The sequence below is a fragment of the Clostridium nitrophenolicum genome (genome assembly GCF_055391695.1).
In genome coordinates, this window is the sequence record NZ_AP042469.1 from 4,583,306 (window position 1) to 4,601,098 (window position 17,793).

The 17,793-nt window shown below is 32.4% G+C and carries 11 protein-coding genes; all 11 read right to left on the minus strand.

Going from position 1 to position 17,793, the window contains the following annotated elements; genetic code table 11:
* Positions 1–89 precede the first annotated feature (89 nt).
* The 11 genes from ACZ5N4_RS21740 to ACZ5N4_RS21790 all read right to left on the minus strand — a co-directional run bounded on the left by ACZ5N4_RS21740 (position 90) and on the right by ACZ5N4_RS21790 (position 17,771).
* Positions 90–1,316 carry a M16 family metallopeptidase gene (locus ACZ5N4_RS21740; RefSeq protein WP_464204580.1) on the minus strand — a complete coding sequence of 409 codons (1,227 nt, stop codon included), beginning with the start codon at positions 1,314–1,316 and terminating at the stop codon, positions 90–92.
* A gap of 527 nt (positions 1,317–1,843) precedes the next feature.
* Positions 1,844–3,685 (minus strand): APC family permease, encoded by a 1,842-nt coding sequence (locus ACZ5N4_RS21745; protein WP_464204581.1) that lies wholly within the window; start codon positions 3,683–3,685, stop codon positions 1,844–1,846.
* 388 nt (positions 3,686–4,073) lie between these two features.
* Positions 4,074–4,643: a DJ-1 family glyoxalase III gene (locus tag ACZ5N4_RS21750; protein ID WP_464204582.1), complete on the minus strand. Its 570-nt coding sequence runs from the start codon at positions 4,641–4,643 to the stop codon at positions 4,074–4,076.
* 94 nt (positions 4,644–4,737) lie between these two features.
* Positions 4,738–6,228, minus strand: a complete 1,491-nt coding sequence (gene glpK / locus ACZ5N4_RS21755) for a glycerol kinase GlpK (RefSeq protein ID WP_464204583.1) — start codon at positions 6,226–6,228, stop codon at positions 4,738–4,740.
* 231 nt (positions 6,229–6,459) lie between these two features.
* A complete protein-coding gene (locus ACZ5N4_RS21760) occupies positions 6,460–7,020 on the minus strand; it encodes a glycerol-3-phosphate responsive antiterminator (RefSeq protein ID WP_464211028.1) in 561 nt (186 codons plus the stop codon).
* Positions 7,021–7,142: 122 nt separating this feature from the next.
* The gene (locus ACZ5N4_RS21765; RefSeq protein WP_464204585.1) at positions 7,143–7,844 is read right to left on the minus strand and encodes an MIP/aquaporin family protein; all 702 of its coding nucleotides are present in this window, start codon (positions 7,842–7,844) and stop codon (positions 7,143–7,145) included.
* 283 nt (positions 7,845–8,127) lie between these two features.
* Complete coding sequence (locus tag ACZ5N4_RS21770) at positions 8,128–11,010, minus strand: DNA topoisomerase IV subunit A (protein WP_464204586.1); 2,883 nt, start codon at positions 11,008–11,010, stop codon at positions 8,128–8,130.
* Between the two features lie 17 nt (positions 11,011–11,027).
* The gene (locus ACZ5N4_RS21775) at positions 11,028–12,983 is read right to left on the minus strand and encodes a DNA gyrase/topoisomerase IV subunit B (RefSeq protein ID WP_464204587.1); all 1,956 of its coding nucleotides are present in this window, start codon (positions 12,981–12,983) and stop codon (positions 11,028–11,030) included.
* 253 nt (positions 12,984–13,236) lie between these two features.
* Positions 13,237–14,271 (minus strand): tRNA 2-selenouridine(34) synthase MnmH, encoded by a 1,035-nt coding sequence (mnmH, locus tag ACZ5N4_RS21780; protein WP_464204588.1) that lies wholly within the window; start codon positions 14,269–14,271, stop codon positions 13,237–13,239.
* Positions 14,272–14,907: 636 nt separating this feature from the next.
* Positions 14,908–16,257: an APC family permease gene (locus ACZ5N4_RS21785; protein WP_464204590.1), complete on the minus strand. Its 1,350-nt coding sequence runs from the start codon at positions 16,255–16,257 to the stop codon at positions 14,908–14,910.
* Between the two features lie 152 nt (positions 16,258–16,409).
* A complete protein-coding gene (locus tag ACZ5N4_RS21790) occupies positions 16,410–17,771 on the minus strand; it encodes a sigma-54-dependent transcriptional regulator (protein ID WP_464204591.1) in 1,362 nt (453 codons plus the stop codon).
* Between the last annotated feature and the right edge of the window lie 22 nt (positions 17,772–17,793).

Consider the following 17,793-nt stretch of genomic DNA (forward strand, 5'->3'; position numbering starts at 1 on the left):
ATTATATAACTATAACTTAATGTATTTAATTATATTTTATCTATTTCTTAACACTTTGTAAAATAATTCTAAATATTTTTAACAAAAATTCAATTCCCAGGAATCAATATCTGTATAGTTGGCTTATTAAGAACCTTATTAATAACCTTTAATATTTTTTCTTCATTAATACAATGAAACTCTGCTGCCTCATCATATACTTTTTTGGCCTCTCCATACATCAGCTCATAGGTAGTCAACTCTTTGCAAAGCTGAATCGATTTTTCAAGTTTCAGTTGTCTTTTAAGTTTTATGCCTCTGCACAATGAATTTATTTTCTTCTCATTAAAATATCCTGTGCTATTTTTAATCTTATATATACTATCATCAACAATAGATAAAATTTTATCTAAGTTTTTCTCTGAAGTTGCTATATTAATAGCAAAAAACTTTATACCTCTTTCATTTTTAATAAAGCTTCCTACATCATAAGCAAGACCGTTTTTTGTTCTTATCTCGTCGAACAATATACTGCTTGTACCTTCTCCAAAAGCTGCATTAAATACACTTAATGTTTTTATTTCCTCTTCATCTAGATAATCAATATTAAAAAGGTATTGTAATTTAGCACCTTTTATGCTGGGGATTTTCTCAGTAAATGTTCCATATTGATTAAATTCTCTTTCATCCTCTTCAATGCCGCAAAAGCTTTTTTCCCAATCTTTGAAATATTTTTCTACTACAAGAATTACATCTTCAATAGTTAATGAAGAACATACACTTATAACACAATTTTCAGGTGCATAGTATCTATCATAAAAATTTTTCATATCTTCTAAAGTAATAGCTTTTACACTTTCTTCTGTGCCAATTATTAAATCTTTAATTCTCTTTTTATTAAAAGCATTACTTAATAAACTGTCTTCACAATGTTGGTATACATCATCTTTCCATTCCTTAAGCTCTTCTAATATAATATTCATCTCTTCTTTAAATCCCTGCTCTGGAAAGGTAGCATTCAAAATCATATCAGAATAAAGCTCAAAGCCTCTCTCAAAATCCTGTGGAAGTGAGGTTCCATAATAAACTACGTAGGGAAAGTTTGTCATTGCATTTTCAAATCCAAAAATCTCATCACAAAGTTCATTTATCTCTTTTTCAGTTCTGTTCTTTGTCCCCTTTGATAGCATGTGTTCTACAGCATGAGCAGTACCAAGCTTAAACTCTCCTGTTTCTTGTAAGGCCCCTGCATTAAAACCGATACAAAAGGATGTGATATCTGCTGCTCTATATTCATATATTAATTTAATTCCATTTTTTAATGTGTATTTTTCCATAATTACCTCCAAAATTCAATATATATAGATATCCAACTTCGATAATTGACTTAACTAAGGTATTCATAGGGGTACATCTGGCAGCACATTTAATGATTTTATGTTAGCTCTTGGCGAAGTTGCTTTAGAACATCTACAATCTTAAATACTGTTTGAGCGTAGCGAGTTTATTTAAGGTTGTTGAAGTTCTTAGCAGCAAGCCCTAGAGATAACTAAAATTATTAACAGTACAGAAGAGGTACCCCTATGAATGCCGCTAATAAGTCAAGCACTCAAGTTAGATATCTATATATATAATCAAATTTCATATCTAGCTCAATTATACTTTTCTTCCAAAGTAAAATAAAGAGGGCCTTCAGCCCTCTTTATTATATTTATATACCCTTTATCTATACCATATATGCTTAAGCAGACATCTAAAATCTCTGATTTTCAGATGGTCGGTTAAGCAGCGAACTCAAGTCTATGATTTAGAGTGAGTCGCTTACTCAGCGAGTACTCCTGCGAAGCATTGAGCAGGAGTTTCCTTAATCATCCTCAAGTATATATGGTATAGTTACCATAGCAATATTTCTTCTTCTTAAAAGCATTGTTCTAATAACTAATGATGTTTGATTATGAAGTATATTTCCCCACCATGTAGTAGTTATAAACTGAGGCATTACCACAGTTACAGTATCCATAGGTCCTGCTGCATATTCTTCCGATTCAATAAATTTAACCAATGGACTTACAATGTTTCTATATGGCGATTTTTTTACAACTATAGGAATACCTACACCATATTCATCCCATTTTTTCAGAAGTTTTGCGGTAGCTACATCATCAACGGATACATGGAAAAGTATTATATTGTCAGACATAGTTCTCGCATAATTTAATGCTTTCAAGAATGATTTATTTAAAGTATCAATTGGAACTATAACGTATCTTTTTTGTTCTGCAAGATCTACATGCTTTGGTCTTTCACATATATCTAATTTTAATTGTTCTGCAACTTTTTCATAGTGATGTCTTATTTTTAACATTATTGTAACAAATATAGGCATCAATATACAAACAATCCAAGCGCCATGTAAAAACTTAGTTACACCAATTATTATAACAGTTACAAATGTTACTAATGCGCCCATACCATTAATTACAGCTTTATGTCTCCAGCCCTTTTCTTTTGTTCTAAACCATCTTGTTAACATACCAGTCTGAGACAACGTAAAAGATATAAATACTCCAACAGCATATAGAGGCATTAAAAGGTGAGTTTCTCCTCTAAATAATATAACTAAAAGTGACGCCATGAAAGCTAAAACTATAATTCCATTAGAAAAACCTAATCTTTTACCTCTTTTAGTAAACTGTCTTGGTACATATCCATCCTTAGCCATAAGTGCTAAAAGCAGTGGAAGCCCTGCAAAAGCAGTATTCGCAGCCATTATCAATATAATTGCCGTAGTTGCTTGAATTACATAGAACATAAAGCCTGAACCAAAAACCTGCGAAGATATCTGCGCTATTACTGTAAACTCTGTATTAGGTACTGCATGGTATAAAGTTGCCAGATATGATAATCCGCCAAATATAAGCAGTACTATAAGTGCAAGCAGTCCTAAAACTGTTTTTGCATTTTTTTGTGCTGGCTCTTTAAAGCTTGGAATACCATTACTAACTGCTTCAATTCCTGTTAAGGCTGTACACCCTGAAGCAAAAGCCCTAAGGAATAAAAATAGAGTTATATCTCCCGTGGCATTTGGTATTGAATACATTGCATGAGGAGTGTATCCCAATATATATACCTTAACTATTCCTATTACTATCATAGATAAAACAGATATCATAAATAAGTAAGTAGGAATACCAAATATCTTAGAAGATTCTCTTATTCCCCTAAGATTTCCTATAGTTAATAATATTATAAAACCAATTGTTATAGATATCTTATGCGGTAAAAGTGACGGAAATGCCGATGTTATAGCTGCTGTTCCCGCACTAGTACTTACTGCAACAGTTAGAATATAATCTATAGTAAGTGATGCTCCTGCCGTAAGCCCCGGTATAGTTCCAAGGTTGTCCTTTGCAACTATATAAGCTCCACCACCATTAGGATAGTTATCAATTGTTTGTCTGTAAGAAAATACTAATAAAAACATCAAAAACACTATACATAGTGCCGCATAAAACATATATTTGTAGGACATCAATCCTAATATAGGAACGAGTACCCACAATATTTCCTCACCTGCATATGCTACAGATGATATAGCATCACTAGATAAAATAGGTAATCCCCAAAACACATTAAACTTTTCATCTTTAAGCTCGTCTGTTTTAAGAGTTCTACCTATAAGCCATCTTCCTAATTTTAATTCCATTTTTTCCACACCTCAAAAGTAAATTTTTTATAAATTTTATAGGCATGGAATGATTATATATTATCTTACAATTTTATCATAACTTTATATCCATATATTTTTCATGATTTTTAGTTGATATTTCGCATTTTTTAGATATAGGATTTATCTTTCGGTACTTTTTCTTTAAGATTCTTCTTTTAGATTCATAGTAAGCATTTTGAAAATTATCACATTATTCTAAATAAATAGTATAATGAATGATTAATTATACACTTATTCTAATTATACATTCAGTATTACAAACGAACTAAACACCATCAAACTCATAATGAATTACGATGGTGTCTTTTTATATTTTATGAATAAATTTACATTATTTTATTCTTTTTTCAAAGTTATTTTGAATTTATAGGAATTTACTCTCTACAAAATTAACTAGCATAGCTTCTTTCAAATTTTTAACTGTTTCTTCGCTAGCAAGGTTTTCTAATATTTTAAAAGCAAAGTATATAGCTGTAGCTGGCCCCCTGCTTGTGATAATATTTTTATCCTGCACAACTATTTCCTCACAATATAGTTCTGTACCTAATTCATTTTCAAAGCCTGGATAACAGGTAGCTTTCTTATCAGTGAGTATACTTGCTTTTCCCAAAACAATTGGACCTGCACAAATAGCAGCTATTAATTTATTTTCATTATTAAACTTTTTAACAAGATTGATAACTTCTTCACTATCTCTCAGATTGGCAGCGCCAGGCATTCCACCAGGAATAACTAATGCATCGTATTTATCTACATCAGTTTTCTCTAATAGACTATTTGCTTTTACATGAATACTATGAGAGCCCAATACCTCTTCTTCTCCATTTATAGAGCAGGTAATACAATGTACTCCTCCTCTTCTTAGTACATCAACTACCATAAGGGCCTCAACTTCCTCAAACCCCTTTGCAAGTAAAACTATCGCCTTCTTCATTGTTAACCACCTTTCTTCACCAATTGTTATTCTTTTTTATTATAGCATATAAAGAAAAAGTTGAGAGCTGATACTCTCAACTCTCAACTAAAAACTATTTCGCCCATCCCATAGATCTGTTTACTGCTTCATGCCAGCCTTTTAATAATTCAGTTCTTCTTTCATCTTCCATATTTGGTTCGAAGTTCTTAGAAATAGCCCAATTTGTAGCTACATCATCTTTATCTTTCCAATATCCTACTGCGATACCTGCAAGGTATGCTGCTCCTAATGCAGTTGTTTCTATAACCTCTGGTCTATCTACTTGTACACCTAATATATCTGATTGGAACTGCATCAAGAAGTTATTTGCGCAAGCTCCTCCATCTACTTTTAATGCTTTTAATTCTATGCCTGAATCCTCCTGCATAGCTTTTAACACATCATAAGTTTGATATGCTAATGATTCTACTGTAGCTCTTATAAAATGTTCTTTCTTTGTTCCTCTTGTCAAGCCTACGATAGTTCCTCTTGCATATTGATCCCAATATGGAGCTCCAAGTCCAACAAAGGCTGGTACTAAATAAACTCCATTTGTATCCTCTACTGCTGTACAATATTTTTCTGATTCTGGAGCTGATTTTATCATTCTAAGCTCATCTCTAAGCCATTGTATTGAAGCTCCACCTATAAATATACTTCCTTCAAGAGCATATTCTACTTTTCCATCTATGCCGACAGCTATGGTTGTTAAAAGACCATTTTTAGATTCAACAGCTTTTTCTCCTGTATTCATAAGAAGGAAGCAGCCTGTACCATAAGTATTTTTAGCAGTACCTGGTTTAAAACAAGTTTGTCCAAATAATGCTGCTTGTTGATCTCCTGCATCTCCTGCTATTGGAATTGATGCATTAAATAATGCCTTATCAGTCTCACCATACACACAACTTGATGGCTTTACCTCTGGAAGCATTGACTCTGGTATATCAAGTTCTGCTAATAATTCCTTATCCCACTTTAACTCATGTATATTATAAAGCATTGTTCTTGATGCATTTGTGTAATCAGTTACATGTACTTTTCCCTTTGTTAAGTTCCATATAAGCCAAGTATCTATATTACCAAAAACTAAGTTTCCTGCTTCAGCTTCTTTTCTTGCTCCTGGTACATTATCAAGTATCCACTTTACTTTTGTTCCTGAGAAATATGCATCTAAAACTAAGCCTGTTTTTTCCTTAACTATTTTATCAAAACCTTTTGCTCTTAATTCATCACATACGTTAGCTGTTCTTCTGCACTGCCATACTATTGCATTATAAACTGGAAGACCAGTTCTTCTATCCCACACTACAGTTGTTTCTCTTTGATTAGTAATACCTATAGCTTCTATATCAGTTGCTTCTATATTTGCCTTTAATAATGCCTCTGATGCAACACTAAATTGAGTAGCCCATATTTCCATTGGGTCATGTTCAACCCAACCTGCTTCTGGATATATTTGTTTAAATTCTTTTTGAGCCACACTTACAACTAGTCCTTTTTTATTGAATATAATACATCTTGAACTTGTAGTTCCTTGATCCAATGCCATTATATATTTTGCCATAATAATTATCCTCCCTTTAATCAACTAACCAAAATTTAACAAACGTTTACACTTCATTGATAGCTACCACCTCTTATCTCCATTTAAATAATATTGGGATAAGAGGCAGCATTCCTCTGAATTCGTTCAACTAAGAACTAGATATGTTTAAAACTCAATCTGATTTAAGTTTTACTTTACTCTAAACTCTCCCCCGCCAGAGAGCTTCATTGATTAAATTTTAAATGAAGTTTATAATTCCCATAATTTTTTTTCAGTAGTAGATATAGCTAACGCTCCTGCTGCTAATGAATCCATAACATCTTTTTTTTCTTTTATAAGACCACCTGCTATAATAAATGAGTTAACTTCCTTTTCTAAAAAACTTATTATTTTCGTTGCAATACCGGGCATAACTTCTACAGCAGTTGGTTTTGTCTCTCGAATATTTTTTATCCCTGTTTTTAAAGATAATGAATCTATTATAAAAATTCTTTGAATAGTATATAATCCAAGGTGATTTCCACACTTGATGTTCGAAGCTTTAGTGCTTATTATACCATCTGGATTAGCATATTCTTTAATATATTTAACTCCTGCCGAATCTCCTCTTAATCCCTCAATAAGGTCTATGTGTACAAAAACAATTTTCCCCTTTTCCTTAAGTCTTGCACATACTTTAGAAATATTGATGATATCGCCATATAGTATAAATACAATAGCAGCATTACTGTACAAAACCTTCTCTAAATCCTCATCACTGCTTATAGCTGCTATTACTGGATTTTCTACTAAACTTTCTTTTAAATTAATCATAGTCAAGACTCCTTTAAGTTGTTATATTTTTGGTAACATGTTTATTTTACCATTTTTTAGTATTTCATTCAAGGAGAATAGTGCCTCTTTTGTCCATAGCTTTTTAGAGGATTATATTATTAGAATACAGCTACAAATAGAAATGCACCAACTAATGCACCAACTATTGGACCTAAAACCGGAACCCAAGAATATCCCCAGTCAGAATCGCCTTTACCAGCTATAGGTAATATTGCATGCGCTATTCTTGGTGCCAAATCTCTAGCTGGATTTAAAGCATATCCTGTAGGTCCGCCTAATGAAAGACCTAGAACCCAGATTAAGCCAGCGACAAAAATTGGTCCAAGACCATCAACAGCTTTTATATTTCCTAAGCCAAGAATTCCAAATACTAAAGTAGCTGTAGCAAGAAGTTCTGTTAAGAAGTTTGAAGGTAAACTTCTTATAGCTGGGCCTGTACTAAATACCCCAAGCTTAGTGCGCTTATCTTCAGTTTCTGCCCAATGTGGTAAGTAAGTTAACCAAACTAGTGCAGCTCCTACAATTCCGCCTGCCATTTGTGCAACTATATATCCTGGTACCTCAGCACCTGGGAACTTACCAATAGCAGCTAGTGCTATTGTTAGTGCTGGATTGAAATGAGCACTAACTCCACCAAATATTGCTGCAGGAATCCCAACTGCAAATGCCCAAGCAGTAGTAACAACTATCAAGCCTGCGTTATTTCCTTTAGTTTTAGTAAGAGAAACGTTTGCAACAACACTATCTCCTAAATAAACTAACATTGCTGTGCCTAAAAATTCAGCCATTAAATGTGACATGTTATTACCTCCCAAACATAATTTTGTTTTGTAACATCGATTTGTAACCGGTTACACTGAGTTTTGCAAAAACTTAAGTATAGCCACAAGACGTAAAAAAGCCACGTCAAAAAAAGTTATTTAAACCCTTCTAAACGCGGCTCTCTAATCTCTGCCTACTTAATATTTTCTTTGTAGTTTTATTATACAGCAAGATTTTATTAATTACAATTAGTAAATAAAAGTTAAATAATTAACTTAGTTTATAGTCATATTATGACTTTGATGCTTATATAATATTAAGTTATTTCATTTCTATCTTCTTTACATAATCATCCATAACAATCAACATCATAGGCTTTCCTCTTCCAGCTCTGTTTTGTGATTTTATATCACTAACGTTTATTTTTTCTTCGTTATTCTTTAATGATTTTACTATGATATTTTTATTTAAATCTTTTTTATCCTTTAATAATGATGCATATACTACTTCATCATCTTCCTTAAGGCTTATACCTGTAACACCTGATGCTATTTTACCCATATAATTTACACTATCTCCATCAAACCTTATGCACATTGCCTTCTTAGTTATCAAAATTACCTCTTCACTACAATCTTTATTAAATTGAACATTTATTAAAATATCTTTTTCATTTTTAAATTTATACCCAATAGTTGAAAGATATTCCCCTTCAAATTCGCTCAATGGCGTTTTCTTTACCATACCCTTCTTAGTAAAGAAATATATACTTGCTTCTTCTTCAAAGCTTTCTACTGAAATAATGTTAATTATGTTATTTTTATTTATATCGTCCCAAAGTTCAGTTATATTTATTCCGGTTTGCCCTATATTCTGCAGCATTACTGCAGACATCGAATATACAACTCCATCATTTGAAAAAACTAAAATTTTTGATGAAGAATTGGTTAGAGTACTTATTCCTCTGCCGCCTTTTGACTCATCTAGAGCTTTAATTGTTCCCATTTTATCAATACATATATTAAAGCTTTTGTGTGAGAACTCCTCTGTAAATTCTACACTCATTACTTTATCCTTTGAACATAGATTAAAAACTTGAGTACTCATTATATTTCTATCCGCAGCCTCTAATTTAGGCTCTTTTAGAGTAAAGCATAAACCTAACTCTGTTTTGATGTTTATAGATTTCTCTTCTCTATCTTTTTCTACGTATTTAGCATCTATAAGCTCTTCTGTATTTTTTAATTTTAAGGCCATGATTTTAGTGTAGTTTGTATTAAATTTACTTATCTCTGTCTTTTTCATAGCTCCATTACTTGTAAATAACATAAAATCCTTCTGCGCATTTAGGTTATCAATGCTGTGGACTGCTATGATTTTTTCTTCATTAAGATCAAGACCTCGTATTATACTATCCAGTCTTTCGCCTTTTTCTTTCCACTTAAATTCAGGAATATTAATTCCCTTAGTTTGATACATATTTCCTTTATTAGTAAAGAACATTAAAATATCTTTTGTATTTGAATTAATAATATACTTATTAAAGTCTCCTTCTCTATACTCTATATCACTTATCTCAGCATTGGAGCGATTATAAGTTTTGAGAGGCACTCTTTTAATAAAACCTTCATTTGACATTGTTATAACAATGTCCTCTTCTATTATAAGTTCCTCCACATCTATTTTTGCCTCTTCATCATTTTCTACTACGGCAGTTTTTCTTGCACCTGCATACTTTTCCTTTATTTCTAGAAGCTCTTTCTTTATTACTTTAAAAAGCTCTTTTTCGCTTCCTAGTATTTTATTAAGCCTTTTTATTTCTTTTTCCAGCTCTTTATATTCCTTTTCAAAGGCTACAATCTCAAGTCCAGTAAGTCTATAAAGCATAAGCTCTAATATAGCTTCTGTCTGAGTTTCCGTGAATCCAAACTTATCCATAAGATTTTTACTAGCATCTTTTTTTGACTTTGAAGCCCTTATGGTTTCTATAATTTCATCCATTATGCCTATTGCTTTAATGAATCCCTCAACAATGTGAAATCTTTTTGAGGCTATCATAAGTTCTCTTTCTGTTCTTTTTGTAACAACTTCTTTCTGATAGTTTACATAATGATGAAGTATAGATTTTAATCCTAATGTTTGAGGTTTTCCATCAGCTAGTGCAACCATATTAAAAGAAATATTGCACTGCAGGTCAGTTCTCTTAAATAAGTACTTAAGAACCTTATCTACCATATCCTCTTCTACAGACTTTTTAAACTCTATTACTGCTCTAACTCCAGTTCTATCAGATTCATCTCTAATATCCGAAATTGCTTCTAAGGCTTTAGAATGCTTTTTATCTGCAGTCATTTCAGAAATAGTTTGAAGCAGCTTTGCTTTACTTCTTCTATATGGAAACTCGGTAATTACTATTCCTAGTCTGCCATTCTCCAGTCTTTCAATAGAAGTTTTCGCTCTTAATGTAACTCTACCTTCTCCAGTTTCATAGGCAGATATAAGAGAATTCTTTCCTATTATAATACCACCTGTTGGAAGGTCTGGTCCCTTAACATAATTCATGATTTCTTTAGTAGTTATTTCTGGATTGTCGATGTAAGCAATAGATGCATCTATTGTTTCTCCTAAGTTATGTGGTGGTATATTAGTGGCAAGACCTACAGCTATACCAAAAGCTCCATTAACAAGCAGATTTGGATATCTTGCTGGTAATACTTCTGGTTCTTTTTCAGATCCAGAGTAGTTATCCACCATGTTAACTACTCCTTTTTCTATGTCTCTTATCATTTCCATAGCAATAGGCGTAAGTCTTGCCTCTGTGTAACGCATAGCCGCTGCATTGTCTCCATCTTGAGAACCCCAATTCCCTTGGCCATCAATTAAAGGTTCTCTTGTTGTAAAATCTTGAGCTAGTATCACCATAGCGTCATAAACTGATGTATCTCCATGTGGGTGATACTTACCTAATATATCCCCTACAATTCTTGCTGATTTGTAGTATGGTCTATCAGGAAATGCTTTAAGCATATATGAGCCATAGACTATTCTTCTGTGTACAGGCTTTAACCCATCACGTACATCTGGAAGTGCTCTATCTTTTGCTACTTCTACCGCATAGGGTAAATAGTTATCTGGCATAGCTTCTTCAATAGATATTTTAATTATATTTTTATCACTTGGAATCGTTGTATGTTTTTTAGCCATTACCTAACTCCCTCTCCCTAGAATTCCGCATACTTATACATATAATTTTTTCTTGGTGCTACTACGTCTCCCATAAGCAGCGATACCATTTTCTCTGCCTTAGCTGCATCTTCTATTGTAATCTGATGCAGAGTTCTTGTTTCTGGATTTAGTGTAGTTTCCCAAAGCTGCTGAGGGTTCATTTCTCCAAGACCTTTATATCTTTGGAGCAGTGCGCCTTTTCCTACTTCTTTTTTTACTTTTTCTAGCTCATCGTCACTGTAAGCATATTTCACAATTTCTCCACCTTTTCCCTGCTTATATACTTTATACAAAGGTGGCTGCGCTAAATAAAGATGTCCATTAGCTATTATTGATCTCATATACCTATAGATGTATGTCATCCATAACGTTCTAATATGGTACCCGTCCACATCAGCATCTGACATTATTATTATCTTGTCATACTTTAAATCATCTTCTTTATAATTATCTAAAACTCCAGTACCTATAGCTGTATTGAATATCTTAAGCTCCTCACTTCCAAGCACGTTTTCAAGCTTCTGCTTTTCGGTATTCATTATTTTACCTTTAGAAGGCATTATAGTCTGGAATCTTCTGTCTCTAGCCTGCTTTGCAGAGCCTCCTGCAGAATCCCCCTCAACTACAATAAATTCACAAACAGTAGGATCTTTCATAGTACATACCGCTATTTTTCCTGCTAGCGGTGCAGTACCTTTTCCTATTTTCTTTTTTTCCGCTTCATTTATCTTTTTAATCTTTTCACGTCTTGCAGCTGCATCTAGGGCATTATTTATCATAGATGCTGCAGTGTCCTTGTTATCCTCTATCCACTCAGAAAATTTAGTATAAGCTAAATCGTTCATCATGGTATAAGCTTCTGTATTTCCAAGCTTAGTTTTAGTCTGACCTTCAAATATAGGATTACTTATTTTGATTCTGACTATAGCAGTCATTCCTTCTCTTAAGTCATCCCCCTCAAATTCCTTATCTTTCTCCTTTATAAGGTTAAGCTTTTTAGCCCATTCCTTAAAGGCCCTAGTCATGCCAGTTTTAAAACCGCTTTCATGAGTTCCTGATTCCGTAGTTGGAATATTATTCACGTAACTTGCTATATATTCCGTAGTAGAATCAGTGAACTGAACACATACCTCACCATACATGTTTAAACCATTTACTTCTCTTTCTCCATCGAATAAAATAGGTGGGTTATGAAGCGGTGTTTTGCTTTCATTTAGATAATCTATAAAATCCAGTAGTCCTCTTTCAGAATGATACTCTTTTTCCACTACTTCATCTCTTCTATTGTCAACTAATTTTAACGTTATTCCTTTATTCTGAAATGCTAATTCTTGAAGTCTTTCATCTATAACTTCAAACTTAAACTCTGTAACAGAAAAAACATCTTTGTCTGGCATAAAAGTTACTCTTGTACCTGTCTCTTTAGTATTTCCTACAGCTTCTAATGATGTCACAGGAGTTCCTGGCATTTCTCTTTTCACAGTTCTATCATACGCATTCTCAAATCGCTGTTTATAGATACGTCCATTCTGTTTTACTTCTACCTCAAGCCATTTTGATAGTGCATTAACTACAGCAGCTCCAACACCGTGTAATCCTCCAGAAGTCTTATATACATCGTTGTTAAATTTTCCTCCTGTATGAAGTTCAGTAAACACCATTTCAACACCAGACTTTTTCTTAGTAGGGTGCATTCCAGTAGGTATTCCTCTTCCATTATCTACAATAGTTACAGTCTTATCTTTATTTAAAATAACAGCAGCACTATCTCCGAATCCATTTGATATTTCATCTATAGAATTGTCCAAAATTTCCCATATACAATGATGAAGTCCCTTAATTCCCGTAGAACCTATATACATTCCTGGTCTTACTCGAACCGGTTCTAGTTTTTCTAAGGAAGTTAAGGCTGTTACATCATAGACCTGTACTCTTTCCTCTTTTTGTTCCATCTGCTTCCTCCAAATTTTATTTATCCTTATCCGTAGTATTCTTTGTTACCATGCTTACGATTATAACAAAAAACAAAAACAAAAACAAATGTTCTCATTCAAAGTTCAATATCTAACCTTAAAATCTTTCTAGGTTATCAATTATGAATTATACAATAATAAATCCCCTAATTCAAATGAACTAGAGGATCTAGGCATCTGAAAGAAAATAACTATCCAGTATGCTAATTTATTTTCTTTCAGATGCCTTACATTAAAATTCTAAATTAGATTTTGCCCAATCAAATATTATATTACAAGTTTCATCTATGTCTTTATGCTCTAAAGTTAATCGAAAGTCATACTTATTATTTTCATACATAGGATCATAATATTTAATCATTAACTCTCTAATTACATATTCGTAATTTTTCTTACTTACTTCATCAATATACTTATCAATATTTTTTTCACTAATATATTTTCTCAGTTTATTTAATGATTCTATAAGTTCTGAATCATCATTTTGAACATAATCAGCTAGTATATTTTTTACTCTTAAATCTATATTTGCAGTTACTTTTATATGCTCTCCACTTTTCATTGAGTTAAATATATAGTCTGGTATCATGATCTTTCCTATTCTTCGGCTTTCCCCTTCAACAAAAACAAGGTTGCTTTTTCTATTTTTTAATTTGTCATATACTAAACTTTCAAATTGCTTTTGACTATTTTGTTCACCTAACCCTACACTTCCTAAAAGAGAACCTCTATGATTAGCATATCCCTCCAAGTCTAGTATATCATGCCCCTGTTCTTCTAATCTTTTTAGAATATTTGTCTTGCCAACCCCTGTATTTCCATGAATTACAACAAATTTAATATCCCTTACAGTACATGGGAGTTGCTCATTTATATAGGCTCTATAACCCTTATAACCCTTATCTAACTTAAATGCGCGTACACCAAGCGCTTCAACAAAGCCTACCACTGAGCTACTTCTCATGCCACCTCTCGCACAGAAAAATACTAATCCTTTGTAATTCTTATTTAACTCGTTTATTTTATCATAAATGCCTGGCAAATTTTTAGAAGCAGCCTCTACTCCTATTTTCTTTGCCTTTTCAATGCTTTCCCTTACATAAACAGTTCCTATAAGCTCTCTCTGTTCATTTGTAAAAAGTGGAACATTAACTGCTCCTGGAATTGTTGAGTCTGAAAACTCTTTAGGGCTTCTTACATCAACAAGAACATACTTATTTTCTATATCATTTTTTTCAACTTGTGAGTATTCTATAGTTTTTATCATAATCATTACCTCTATCTAATTTAGACTTTAAGATTAATTCACCGTTACTATAAGCTTATTCAACGACTAAAGAACACCTTAATTTTAAAAAGGTGTCCTTCTATAAAATAAACTTATTCATAAAACTTTATCTATAAGAAAATTTTATTCTTCTATATTATATCACAGCAATATCTATTTTCAATCCTTTCATATAGTAATATATAGATATCCAACTTCTATAATTGCCTTAATCAAGGTACTCCTATGGATACCGCTAATAAGTCAAGCACTTAAATTAGATATCTAGCGCAAAAAATTCCAAACTATGATTTCTCTCTGTTATCATAGTTTGGAAATAAAATTATTAGGAGTGTCTTTAAAAATTCAATTATATTTTATTATTTTTAATTCAATCTTATTTTTTAATTGTAGGGAAAAAGTTCATTTAATATTCAATCCGTTTTAATTCAATCAAATTTTAATATCAGGAAAAAATTTCTTATAGCTTATTTTATTCACTTTTATCCGATGACTACACGCTCAATTTTACTAAATTATATTACCAACCTATAAGACTCGAATAACCTTTTCTAAAGAAGAAGTTTGTCCCCCATTTTGCCCCCTATTTTTTTATGTAAGGATATTAATTTATCTTTACACAGCCGCCTTTTTTTCAGTTGAGTCGGTTTTTTTGATATACATATATATAGGTAACCCTACTAATGTAAGTCCGATTCCAAATAATGCATTCATAGTGTCAGTAATAAGAGTACTTATTACAACATATAGTGCTCCAACCACACCTACTATAGGTATCACAGGGTACAATGGAACCTTATATGAATTTTCTGGTATTAAGTGTTTGAAATTTCTTCTTAATCTAAATACACCAGCTATACCAAGTATAAAGAATAACCACATAGCGAATGTAGCTAAATTAGTTAAAGTTTCAAAAGATCCTGATAAAGCATATACAGCCGCAAGCACACTTTGGAAAATAACCGCATTAGCAGGCGTTGATGATTTTTCGCTTAGTTTTCCAAAGAATCCTTTGAATATAAATAAGTTGTCCACAGCCATAGCGTATGGCATTCTACCACCTGTCATTATAAATGCGCTTAGACATCCGGTAATTGAAATTAATATTCCAGCTGCAATAAGCTTTGCACCTATCGGTCCAAATAAAATTACTGAAGCATCAGAAGCTGCTTTTTTAGATGCTGCAACTTGCTCTACTGGCATAGTATTTATTATAGCTAAGTTAACACCTAAGTAAGCTATAGTTATAATAACCATTCCAAGTATTATAGCTTTAGGTAAATCCTTTGCAGGATTCTTCATTTCCTCTGCCATATTAGCTACCGCAATCCATCCTTCATAGGCAAATAAAACTCCTAAAAGTGCAGTACCAAAACCTGCTCCAGTACTTGCTGATGTTACAAATGGAGTAAACTCGTGAACTTTACCCATAGTAAGACCACAAATAATGATTACAGCTATAGGTACGAGTTTTCCTATAGTAAATAAAGATGCAAACTTAGCTCCAAACTTTGTTGATACAATATTTACAATAGTAAGAAATATAATTAGTCCTACAGATACTGCCTTTTGTGCTGTTGGTGACAAGTCGATAAAGGTTGTACATTGTGTAGCAAATACTACCGCTAAAGCAGCACTCATTCCTGGATAATATATAACGGTCTGCATCCATCCAAGTAAAAATGCCCACTTTTCTCCATACAATTCCTTTAAATAAACGAACAATCCACCTGCCTTTGGAATAGCTGAACCTATTTCTGCAATTGTAAGCGCTCCAGCTACAGTAATTACACACCCAACTACCCAAGCAAGTATTCCAAGTCCTGGTGCCCCTGCATTTTTAAATACCGCTGCAGGCTTGAAAAATACCCCACTACCTATTACTATACCAACCACAAGCAGTGTTGCCTGCGTAAGGCTGATTTCTTTTTTTAAGGTAGTTGCTTCTTCTTTTGTTCCTTGCATAGTACATTCCCCCTTTTTTATTTATGCATTATTATATAAAGCAAATTACGTGCCAATATATTTGCATCTCTTAAATGCGATAGATATGTGCATATAATAAAAAAGTTCATAATAAAAGTGAAATTTTCTTCACTTTTATTATGAAAAAAATTTCACCTGATGTTATGTTCTGCAATTTTATTAAATAGCTGTCTTTTACTTATTTGAAGACATTCTGCTGCCTTATTTAAACTTCCATCACACTCTTTCAGCACTTTGCTTATATAATCTTTTTCTGTATACTTTCTAAACTCTCTCAAAGGTATTATCTCTTCTAAATTATCTGTATTTGCTATAGATATCTTTCTTCTCTCCGGCAAATCTTCAAATCTTACAACACCATTTTCTGATAGAACAACTAGCCTTTCAATTATATTTCTAAGTTCTCTTATATTTCCCGGGTAACTATAGGAAAGTAAAAAATCCATTACTCCCTGCTCTACATTATCAATTTTTTTCTTTTGTTCCTTTGCACATTTTTTAAGAAAAAACTCGATAAGCATATTTAAATCTTCTTTTCTTTCTCTTAAAGGAGGCACCTCTAATATTATAGTGTTAATTCTATAAAATAAATCCTCCCTAAAATTGCCTTCTTGAATAGCTTTTTCTATATTTTTATTAGTGGCAGACACAAGCCTTAAATCTACATTTATACTCTTATTACTTCCTATCATTTCAATAGTTCTTGTTTCTAAGACTCTTAAAAGTTTTATCTGAACGCTTACAGGCATTTCTCCAATTTCATCTAAAAATAGTGTTCCTCCATTAGCCTGCTGAAATCTTCCGATTCTTCTCTCAATAGCCCCAGTAAAAGATCCTTTCTCGTGGCCAAAAAGTTCTGATTCTAACAAATTTTCAGATAATGCCTGGCAATTTACAGCAACAAAATGGCCTTCTTGCCTATCACTAGTTTGGTGTATGTACCTGGCTAATACTTCTTTTCCTACTCCAGATTCACCGGTTATCAATATATTTACATTACTTTTGGAGGCTTTACGAATTATATTAAGAATATTTCTGTACTTTTCATTATAAGTCTGCACTATATAACTATTATCATTTTGCTGATCTCTAAAAAAGTCATTATCACTTTTAAGTCTCCAGAACTTTCTTATCTTTTCAATTTCCAATAATAGTTCTTCTGGCTTATTGTTTCTTACAAAGTAACTAAAGGCTCCCTTTTTCATTGCTTGTACAGCATTTTCAATAGAGCCATAATTAGTTACTATTATAACCTCAATATCTGGATACTCTTTTTTTATTCTATCCATTAATTCAATACCATCCATGCCAGGCATTTTTAATCCAGTTATAACTAAGTTGAAATTTTCTTCTTTTAGCTTCTTTACTGCCTCCATGCCAGATAAAGCTTGTTGTGAATTATAACCTTTTTCATCTAGCAATTCTTTCATAATGTTTAAATAATCTACTTCATCATCTACATGCAATATTTTAAAGTTGTCTTCCCAGTTCAAAATATCATCCCCTATATGTCTA